The sequence below is a fragment of the Streptomyces sp. NRRL B-24572 genome (genome assembly GCF_002156145.1).
GTDB lineage: Bacteria > Actinomycetota > Actinomycetes > Streptomycetales > Streptomycetaceae > Streptomyces > Streptomyces vietnamensis.
This window is the reverse complement of sequence record NZ_MWIG01000519.1, coordinates 1-1,323: the sequence shown is the minus strand read 5'-3', so window position 1 is coordinate 1,323 and position 1,323 is coordinate 1. Positions and strand designations below refer to the sequence as shown.

Annotated in this window: 2 pseudogenes; one reads left to right on the top strand and one right to left on the bottom strand. The window is 74.5% G+C overall.

What is annotated here, in order from left to right:
* A pseudogene (locus tag CCN56_RS28705) lies at positions 1 to 732 on the top strand (GDSL-type esterase/lipase family protein); the annotation flags it as partial.
* Between the two features lie 7 nt (positions 733 to 739).
* Here CCN56_RS28705 and CCN56_RS28700 read toward each other — a convergent pair.
* Positions 740 to 1,323, bottom strand: a pseudogene (locus tag CCN56_RS28700) (hypothetical protein); the annotation flags it as partial.

Sequence of the window (1,323 nt, the reverse complement as noted above, 5' to 3'; positions counted from 1 at the left end):
GCCGACCAGCTGGCGGCCGTCGCCGCCGCGAACGACGTCAAGCTGATCGCGCTGTCCATCGGCGGCAACGACCTCGGCTTCGCCGACATCATCTCCACCTGCGCGACCGACTACATCGTCTGGTACTCGTACTGCCACGACGACCAGCAGGCCGAGGTCGACGCGAAGATCGACGGCGTGATGGCCGCCGTCGGCCGGTCCGTCGACGAGATCCGGGCGGTCATGACCACCGCCGGATACGCCGCCTCCGACTACCGCATCGTCCTCCAGTCGTACCCCTCCCCCATCCCGCGCGCCGCCGAGAACCGGTACGCGGAGAGCGGCTGGGCCCGTACGAACACCGGTGGCTGCCCCTTCTGGAACCTCGACTCCGACTGGGCCCGCGACTCCCTCGTCCCCCAGATCGCCGACCGGCTCAAGGGCGTCGCCACCGCCAAGGGCGTGCAGTTCATGGACCTGCGGGACGCGCTCCAGGGCCGTGAGGTCTGTGCCAAGGCCAGCAAGCAGGTGACGGCGACCGTGCCGCCGTCGGCGACGACGAGCGAGTGGGCGCGCTGGATCGACAGCCAGAGCACACAGGGCCTCGTCCAGGAGTCGATGCACCCCAACGCCTACGGCCAGCAGGCCCTGGGCCGCTGCCTGGCGCTGATCTACGCCGCCCCGACCGGGAACAAGAGCTGCAGGAACACGGCCGGGTCGGGTGCGTCCGGGATGTACCTCACGGCGGGGTGATCCGGTCTCACGGGAGCGCGATGCCGAGCGGGCGCAGGACCCGCTCGGTCTCGTGCCGGTCCGCCGCCGCCATCGCGCGGACCAGGGCGGCGGAACCGCCGGGCCAGGCGGCCGCCGCCGTGTCGAAGGCGGCACGGCGGGACTCCAGGGGCCCCTTCTTCGCGGGCAGTGAGTCGAGGACGTGCAGCGCCCGGGCCGAGGTCCGCACCTGGATCGGGTCAGCCTGCTCGCCCCTCTCCCGCAGGGCGTCCAGGGCGTACGCGCCGATGACCGGGTCGCGGAGGGCGCCGCGCAGGGCCTCGGGCGGTGCGCCGGCCGTGTCCAGGACGGCGAAGAGACCGCGGGTGGCCGCCGCCTCGGTGGTGCCGGCGTGGACGGTGCCGAGGGCGGCGAGCAGCTGGGACCAGGCGTCGGCGGTGTCCGCGCGCGCGTGGAGCCAGTCGGCGAGCACGCGCGCGGCGACGGACGTGGACCAGCCCCCGGCGGCGGCGATCACGTCCGGCGCGGTCCAGGCGACGGCCTCGGCGGCGTCGGGCGCGGCGACCCCGCGCACTCCCAGCAGGTAGCGGACGACGCCCGCGCCGCGCGGGG